The sequence below is a fragment of the Aeromonas sp. ZOR0002 genome (genome assembly GCF_963866995.1).
Taxonomy (GTDB): domain Bacteria; phylum Pseudomonadota; class Gammaproteobacteria; order Enterobacterales; family Aeromonadaceae; genus Aeromonas; species Aeromonas caviae.
Window position 1 is genome coordinate 1 of the sequence record NZ_CAWMFQ010000063.1, and the last position, 8485, is coordinate 8485.

Here is an 8485-nt window from a genome sequence, read left to right on the forward strand (position 1 = left end):
TGCCCTGGTACCGAGCGGTACCACCAACACCGCCTCCGTTCACGTACTGTAATCAGTCCTGAACCGATGAAAGCGGCGCCTGCGGGCGCCGTTTTTTTTTATCTCTCCCCCTGCTGCCCCTCTTGCGCCGGTGCTAGAATCCACGCGGATTTTACCCTGGTGGCAAATCCCCCGAACATCGCATAATCACCCGGACGCTTTATGCTCTCAACACGCTTCAAAAGAGCCTCGGCCACCCTGCTGCCGCTGCTCTGTTTACTCATCACCTTCTGGACCCCGAGCACCCTGGCGCAGGATCTGCCCCAGCGCGCCACCGTGCAGCGGGCGCTCGACGCCCTCGGCAAATCGGACACCCCCACGGCCAGCCAGCAGGCGGACCAGAAGTTCCTGACTGACACCCTCTCCCTCCTCGACAGCATCGACAAGGAGAAGAGCAAGGCCAAAACCCAGAGCGAACGCCTGCGCACCCTGCCGATAGAGCTCAAGGAGATCGGCGCCAAGCTCGACGCCCTGACCCAGGGCAAGAGCCCGGAGCAGCTCAAGAGCGAATACGCCACCATGAGCCTGGCGGAGCTCGATGCCCGCCAACCCGAGATCATGGCCAACATGCAGGCGGCCCAGGAGGCCCTTGGCACCATCGGCAGCCAGATCACCAACCTGCAGACCCTGCCGGAGCGGGCCCAGGCCAGCATGAGCCGCGCCTATCAGCGCAGCCAGGAGATCCGCACCCGCCTCAACGCCGGGGACGGGGTGAGCAGCGCCGAGAAAATGAAGCTAAATGCCGAACTGGCCCTGCTGGATCTGCAACTGGCCAACCTGCAAAAGGAGCTGGACAACCGCACCAGCATGCAGGATCTGGTGGTCAAGCAACGGGACTACCAGAGTGCCCGCCTCGCCAGTGAAGAGCAGAAACTGCAGGCATTGCAGGAGCAGAGCAGCGCCAAGCGCCTGGGGGACACCGAAAAGACCGCCGAAGAGACCGGCGAACTGGTGGCCGCCGAAGACAACCCCCTGGTGCAAAAAGAGCAGGAGCTCAACTACCAGCTCAGCCAGCAACTCATCAGCTCCACCAACAGCCTCAATACCCTGGCCCAGAAGAACCTGCAGGCGAAGAGCATGCTGGAGCGCGGCACCCAGACCGAGCGCAACCTCAACGAACAGGTGCAGATGCTCAAGGGCAACCTGCTGCTCTCGCGCATCCTCTATCAGCTCTACCAGCAACTGGAAGCGGCCCCCTCCACCCTGGTGAAGAACCTGGAGGAGCAGATCGCCGACCTGCACCTGGCCCAGTTCGAACTGAGCCAGCAGCGTGACCAGCTGTTCCAGAAGAACCAGTATCTGGACAACCTCATCGCCAGCAGCGGCGAGACGGTGAGCGACGAAGACAGGGCCAGCCTTGCCAAGCTCATCGACACCCGCATCGGCCTGCTGGATCAGCTCAACCGCCAGATGGATGCCCAGCTCACCAACGCCATCAGCCTGCAACTGACCCAGCAGCAGCTGACCCGGGTCTATGCCTCCATCGAGTTCACCCTGCAGCAGCACATCTTCTGGGTGAGCAGCAACAAGCCCATCGATGCCAAGTGGTTCATCACCTGGCCGGCCCAGGCCTTCAAGCAGGCCTCCGACTGGGTGCTGAAACCGGACTGGAGCGGTTGGGGCGACATGCTGCTGGCAGTCTCCCTGCTGGCACTGCCCCTGCTGCTGGTGGGGGGCCTGCTGCTGTGGAAGCGCGGCACCCTGCTCGAGCGCCAGAAGAAGATCGTCAAGGATCTGGGACGTTTTCGTCAGGACAGCCAGTGGCACACCCCCCGTGCCCTGCTGTTCACCGTGCTGCAACGCCTGCCGGGCACCCTCTTCATCCTGGCCGCCGGCCTGCTGCTCGCCTATTGCGGTCTGCTGAGCCCGAAACTCATCTTCCAGATCACCCTGAACCTGGCCCTCGGCTACCTGGTGTTCAGCGTCTACCTGTCGGTGATGCGACCGGGGGGCATCGGCGAGACCCACTTCCGCATGCCGCGGGACGAGCTGCAGGCCAAGCGCAACAGCATGCGCTACCTCTGGCTGCCCCTGCTGCCCCTCATCATGCTGTCGACCAAGGCGGTGGTGGAACCCTCCTCCCTTGGCAACGACGTCATCGGCCAGGGCATGACCATGCTGCTGCTGGGGCTGACCGCCTACCTGGTGCTGCCCATCTCCCGTGCCCGCATCAAGGGCGAGGCGAGCATGTTGCAGACCCTGACCGCCGTCGCCCTGGCGCTGGCGCCGGTGGCCCTGATGGTGCTGGCAGCCCTTGGCTACTACTACACGGCCCTGAAACTCACCGGCAGGCTCATCGAGTCCTTCTACCTCATCATCATCTGGGGTCTGGTCTATCGCACCGCCCTGCGCGGTCTTGAACTGGCGGCCCGTCGTCTGGCCTATCGCCGTGCGGTCGCCAAGCGGGAACACAAGACCCAGGAGGATGCGGAAGGGGGCGAAGCCATCGAAGAGCAGCCCATGGATCTGGAAGAGGTCAGCCAGCAGTCCCTGCGTCTGACCCGCATCATGCTGCTGCTGGTGTTCGGCGTCGCCTTCTACTGGCTCTGGTCTGATCTGGTGGCGGTCTTCACCTACCTCGACAGCGTGGTGCTGTGGCACAAGAGCGAGGGGACCGGGGCCAACGCCGTGCTCTATCCCATCAGCCTGAGCGACGTGCTGACCGGCCTCTTCGTGTTTGGTGCGGCTCTGTCGCTGGCCCGCAACCTGCCGGGCCTGCTGGAGGTGCTGGTGCTCTCCAAGCTGCGCCTTGCCCAGGGCACGGCCTACGCCTTCACCACCATGCTCAACTACGCCCTGATCGGGGTGGGCAGCCTGACGGCGCTGGCCATGCTCGGGGTCCAGTGGGAGAAGCTGCAGTGGCTGGCCGCCGGTCTCTCGGTCGGTATCGGTTTCGGCATGCAGCAGATCGTCTCCAACTTCATCTCCGGCATCATCATCCTGTTCGAGCGCCCGGTGCGGATCGGCGACACCGTCACCATCGGCACCATCTCGGGCACGGTCAACAAGATCAGGATCCGCTCCACCACCCTCACCGACTTCGACCGCAAGGAGGTGATCATCCCGAACCAGCAGCTGATGATAGAGCGGCTCATCAACTGGTCCCTGTCCGACACCGTCACCCGGGTCATCGCCCGGGTCGGGGTGGCCTATGGCTCGGATCTGGATCTGACCCGCAAGCTGTTGATGCAGGCCGCCATGGAGAACAGCCGGGTGCTGAAAGACCCGGCCCCCATCGTCTACTTCCTCACCTTCGGGCCCAGCACCCTGGATCACGAGCTGCGCTTCTTCGTGAGCGAGCTGGGGGATCGCAACCCGGCCATCGACGAGCTGAACCGCCGCATCGACGTGCTGTTCCGCGAGCATGGCATCGAGATCGCGTTCAACCAGATGGACGTCTACATCAAGAACATGCAGGGAGACGAACAGAAGGTGGAATCCCGCCCGGCGCTGCCGCCGGCGGGGAACCAGCCCGTCTGATCCCGCCCGCTTCACAGGCCCCGTCACGGGGCCTGTTTTTTTTCTGCCCGCCCCCCGCCTTGGAAAGCGCAGATCGCCCCCAATATAGGGAAGACAACGGACTGTCTGCACGAGGAACCCAATGGACTCGCTCTACGCCGTGGTGCTCTTTGCCATCTCGGCATCGGTCACCCCCGGCCCCAACAACATCATGGTGATGAGCGCCGGCGCCAGCGTCGGGATACGCAAGAGCCTGCCCCTGCTCATGGGGATCTGCGTCGGCTTCACCCTGATGCTGTTGCTGGTGGGGCTGGGCTTTGGCCAGCTCTTTACCCGCTTCCCCGAACTCCACTTGTTCATCAAGTGCGCGGGCACCCTCTATCTGCTCTATCTTGCCTGGCTCATCGCCCGCCCGACGGACGGGATGACTGACAGCAACGGGGCCCGCCCGTTCGGCTTTTTCAAGGGAGCCCTGTTCCAGTGGGTCAATGCCAAGGCCTGGGTGGTCGCCACCGGCGCCATCGCCGCCTTCACCAGCACGGGGAGCGATCCCTTTGAGCAGCACCTCGTCATCGCCCTGACCTTCTTCATCGTCTCTTTCCCCTGCGTCGGACTCTGGCTCCTGTGCGGTTCCCTGCTCAAGCGCTGGCTGGCAAACGATCTTGCCCGTCGCCGCTTCAACCAGGTGATGGCAGCCCTGCTGGTACTGTCAGTGGTGCCCGTCATTCGCGAGATCCTGATCCCCGCCTGAGACGCCGGGACTCCCCTTTCCCTTGACCCGACGGATGGCCGTCGCAAAGGAGATGCAATGCAACAAGTGGTCTATGTGGCCAACCCGGTGAGCGGGTTGATCCATGTGTTTCGCCTCGAAGCAGGCACCCTCGCCCCGCTGCAGGAAGTGCAGACCGGCGGCGAGGTGCAGCCCCTGGTCATCAGCCCGGACCGGCGCTGGCTCCATGCGGGGGTGCGCCCCGATTTTCGGGTGCTGAGCTTCCCCATCGCCGCCGATGGGCGGCTCGGGGTCCCGACCTCGGCGCCGCTGCTCGGCAGCGCCTCCCACACCTGCACCGATGGGAGCGGCCGCCTCTTCTTTGCCGCCTCCTACGCCTTCAACCACGTCACCGTCTCCCGCCAGGATCAGGCGGGCCGGATGCAGCCCCCTCACCAGCGTCTCGACCACCTGATGGCGGCCCACTCGGTCACCTGGCTTGCGGGGCAAAACGGGGAGCAGGAGCTGCTGGTGGCCTGCCTGAAGGAGGACAGGGTGCGCCGCTTTGCCCTAGTGAACGAGAAGCTGGTTCCCCATCCCTTGGGGGACATTCACACCGCCCCCGGCGCCGGACCCCGCCATCTGGCCCTGCACCCGGACAACGGCGATCTCTATTGCCTCAACGAACTCGATGCCACCCTCAATCGCTACCACAGGGAGGCGGACGGACAGATAGTGGCGCGCGAGAGCCTGGATATGCTGCCCGAGGGTTATCAGGGAGAGCGCTGGGGCGCCGACCTGCACCTGACCCCGGATGGACGTTTTCTCTACACCAGCGAACGGGCCAGCAGCCTGCTCACCCTGTTCGGCGTCTCCCCCCAAGATGGCGCCCTCACCCCCCTCGGCCACTTCCCGACCGAGGCCTGTCCCCGGGGCTTTGCCATCGACCACAACGGCCACTGGCTCATCGCGACCGGGCAGCAATCCCACGAGGTGGCGCTGCATGCCATCGACCCCGAAAGCGGCCAGCTCACCCCGGGCCCACGGAGCGAGGTGGGCAAGGGGGCCATGTGGGTGAGGGTGCTCGCCCTCCCCTGAGATGGCGAAAAACGGGCATAAAAAAAGCCATGGCACTGCCATGGCCTGCGTGAGCCGGCCCCCTCAGGAGCCGGTCACCTCCTTCAGGAAACCGGTGAAACGCTGCCAGGACTTGGCATCGGCATCGGCGCGGTAGTTGTCCGAGCCAAAGACGCTGAACGCGTGGGGAGCACCGCTGTAGCTGGTCGCCTCGTGCTTCACCCCGGCGCTCTCCAGCTCGGCCACCAGCGCTGCAAACTGACCCAGAGAGACCGCCTCGTCGGCGCTGCCGTGCTGGACAAGCAACTGTCCCTTCACCTCTTTGTAGTCCTGCCCGGCCGGGGTCTCCAGCCCGCCGTGTACGCTCACTACCCCCTTGAGATCCGCCCCGCTGCGGGCCAGCTCCAGCACGGCGGCGCCGCCGAAGCAGTAACCGAGGGCCACCGCATTGTCGAGCCGCCCCCCCTGCCTGCCCGCCTCCGCCAATCCTCCTTGCAGCAGGGAGCGCATCCTGGTCCGGTCCTGATAAAGGGCCCCGGTGAGGCGCTTCTTGTCTTCCACCGTGCCCGGCCTGACCCCGGCACCGAACAAATCGACGGCAAAGACACTGTAGCCCAGGGCCACCAGCATCTCGGCCCGCTTGATCTCGTAACCGTTGAGCCCGTCCCAGTCGTGCACCAGCACCACCAGAGGGGCCTGCTTGTCGGTACCCGCCAGGTAATAGCCCTCGAACGGCTTGCCTTCGACCTCGTAGCGCACCGCACCGGCCTCGGCCGCGCCGCTCCCCATCAGCCCCAGCAAGGCCAGGATCCATGCCCTCTTCATCCTTTCGTCCTCTCCCGTCAATGGTGCCCCTGAGTGTAGCCGCTTCACATGCGGGCCCGGGTTCAGTGGTACGCAGGCAAAAAAAGAGAGGCCACCCGAAGGTGGCCTCTTTTTCATCATCTCAACGTACAGCAAGCCAGGCGCTTAATCCTTGGCGCTCTCCATGGCACCCGTTTCGGAGTGCTGGGGCAGGATGAGGTTCAGCAGGATGGCTGCCACCGAGGCCAGCCCCACGCCCGCCAGGGCGAAGTCACCGATCTTCATCTCCAGCGCACCGACACCCACGGTCAGGGTCACCGCCACGATGGCGATGTTGCGGGACAGCCCCAGATCCACCTTGGACTCCACCAGGGTCTTGAGACCGATGGCGGCGATGGATCCGAACAGCAGCAGCATGATGCCGCCCATCACCGGCATGGGGATGGAGGTGAGCAGGGCGTTGAACTTGCCGAAGAAGGCCAGAATGATGGCGAACACCGCGGCCCAGGTCATGGTGATCGGGTTGAAGTTGCGGGTGATCATCACGGCGCCGGTCACTTCCGCATAGGTGGTGACGGGGGGACCACCGATGAAACCGGCGAAGCAGACGCCGATGCCGTCACCGGCCAGGGTGCGGTGCAGGCCGGGATCCTTGGTGTAGTCCTTGCCGGTCACGCCGCCGATGGCCAGCACGCCGCCGATGTGCTCGATGCAGGGGGCGATGGCCACCGGCAGCATGAAGAGGGCCGCGGCCCAGTTGATCTCCGGGGTCTCGAAGTGGGGCAGCGCCAGCCAGGGGGCGTTGACCATGCCGTCGAAACTCACCTGGCCCATCAGCACGGCAGAGACATAACCGGCGATGACACCGCACAGGATGGGGATGAGCTTGATCCAGCCCTTGCAGAACACGGCGGCAATCAGGGTGACCGCCAGCGAGATCCCCGCCAGAGTCAGCGCCGTGGTGGCAGGCACCACCTGCTCACCGCCGGCACGGCCCATGGCCATGTTGCAGGCTACCTGGGCCACCGACAGGCCGATCACCATGATGACGGGACCGATGACCACGGGGGGCAGCAGCTTGTGCACGAAGCCCATGCCACGAGCGCGGATGATGGCCGCCAGGATGAAATACATGAAGCCCGCGGCAAACAGACCGAACATGGTGGAGGGCAGGCCCCAGGTCTGGGTGGCATAGATGATGGGGGCGATGAAGGCGAAGCTGGAGCCGAGGAAGATCGGCACCTGACGACGGGTGCAGAGCTGGAACAGCAGGGTGCCTACACCGGCGCCAAGCAGGGCCATGGAGGGGTTCAGACCGGTGAGCAGGGGCACCAGCACCATGGCACCGAAGGCGACAAACAGAATTTGCAGCCCGGCGACGCTTTGCTTGACCAAGGAAAACATGGGTATCCTTAATTTTTTGATAACTGACAGGGATATTTGACACTTTTCAGTCATCACAAGACGTTTTCAAGGCAGCCAACGGGCCAAACGGCGTCATTTGTTGCCTTTTACTGCTTGGGGAGGGCATGAAACTGGCTTTTTAGGCGGGATTCGCTGCTACAAGCATCGAGGAAGCGATTTTACGCACTTTTATGGCCAACGCCAATCGTTTTTCCGGCGAGTTGACATGACAAGGCTTTCAACTGGTCGACGCAGATATCCCCCCAACCCCCTCTCTATACTCGAAGGCGTGACCCCACACCGACAAGGAGTTCCCCATGTCACTGCCCTCATTCAAACCCAGCCAGCGCCGGCTGCTGCTGGGTTCGGCCATCGCCCTGGCCCTGTTCGCCACCCCGCTGAGCTATGACTTCGACCACCACCAGTGGCAGGCAAACCAGGCCCATGCCAAATCCTGCTTCATTGCCGGTACCCGCATCCTGATGGCCGATGGCTGCGAACGCCCCATCGAGACCCTGCGGGTCGGCGATCGGGTGCGGGACAGGCACGGGCAGAGCAACCGCATCCAGGCCATCGAGCGGGTGGCGCTGGGGGCGCGCAGGCTCTACGGGCTCAATCATCTGCCCCCCTTCTTTACCGCCGAGCACCCCTTCCTCACCACCCGGGGCTGGGCGGCCATCGCACCGGCCATGACCCGCACCGAAAACCCGGCCCTCGCCGTGCTGCCGCTCTTTACCGGCATGCACCTGCTGGGTTGGTCAGAGGGGGGCAGCGCGGGCAACCTGGCGCTGGCACCGCACCCTGTCGAACTGCCGGTGGCCTCCCTCTCCTGGGTTGATGCCCCGCCCGCCACGGCGCTGTTCAACCTGATCCTTGATGGCAGCCACAGCTATGTGGCCAATGGGCTGATCGTGCACAACAAAGGGGGGGATGGCGGCGGCAACAGTGGTAGCGGAGGCAGCAACAGCGGCGGCGGGGGCAGCAACAGCGGCG

The 8485-nt window shown here is 64.3% G+C and carries 6 protein-coding genes; 4 read left to right on the forward strand and 2 right to left on the reverse strand.

Annotation, left to right across the window (positions count from 1 at the left end):
- The first annotated feature begins 201 nt into the window (after nucleotides 1-201).
- The 3 genes from mscK (at nucleotide 202) to pgl (ending at nucleotide 5305) form a co-directional block, all read left to right on the forward strand.
- On the forward strand, nucleotides 202-3519 hold the full coding sequence (gene mscK / locus AACR77_RS04190; RefSeq protein ID WP_042879928.1) for a mechanosensitive channel MscK: 3318 nt from the start codon (nucleotides 202-204) through the stop codon (nucleotides 3517-3519).
- A 121-nt stretch (nucleotides 3520-3640) separates the two neighbouring features.
- Nucleotides 3641-4249 (forward strand): LysE family translocator, encoded by a 609-nt coding sequence (locus AACR77_RS04195; protein ID WP_042879930.1) that lies wholly within the window; start codon nucleotides 3641-3643, stop codon nucleotides 4247-4249.
- 57 nt (nucleotides 4250-4306) lie between these two features.
- On the forward strand, nucleotides 4307-5305 hold the full coding sequence (pgl, locus tag AACR77_RS04200; RefSeq protein WP_042879932.1) for a 6-phosphogluconolactonase: 999 nt from the start codon (nucleotides 4307-4309) through the stop codon (nucleotides 5303-5305).
- 63 nt (nucleotides 5306-5368) lie between these two features.
- On the opposite strand, the gene AACR77_RS04205 is transcribed toward pgl, so the two are convergent.
- Together AACR77_RS04205 and AACR77_RS04210 are read right to left on the reverse strand one after the other, a co-directional pair.
- Nucleotides 5369-6109, reverse strand: a complete 741-nt coding sequence (locus tag AACR77_RS04205) for a dienelactone hydrolase family protein (RefSeq protein ID WP_042879934.1) — start codon at nucleotides 6107-6109, stop codon at nucleotides 5369-5371.
- A gap of 144 nt (nucleotides 6110-6253) precedes the next feature.
- Nucleotides 6254-7492 (reverse strand): uracil-xanthine permease family protein, encoded by a 1239-nt coding sequence (locus AACR77_RS04210; RefSeq protein WP_042879936.1) that lies wholly within the window; start codon nucleotides 7490-7492, stop codon nucleotides 6254-6256.
- Nucleotides 7493-7809: 317 nt separating this feature from the next.
- Between AACR77_RS04210 and AACR77_RS04215 the strand changes: the two genes are divergently transcribed.
- On the forward strand, nucleotides 7810-8485 hold a 676-nt coding region (locus AACR77_RS04215; RefSeq protein WP_042879938.1), incomplete at its 3' end, for a hint domain-containing protein.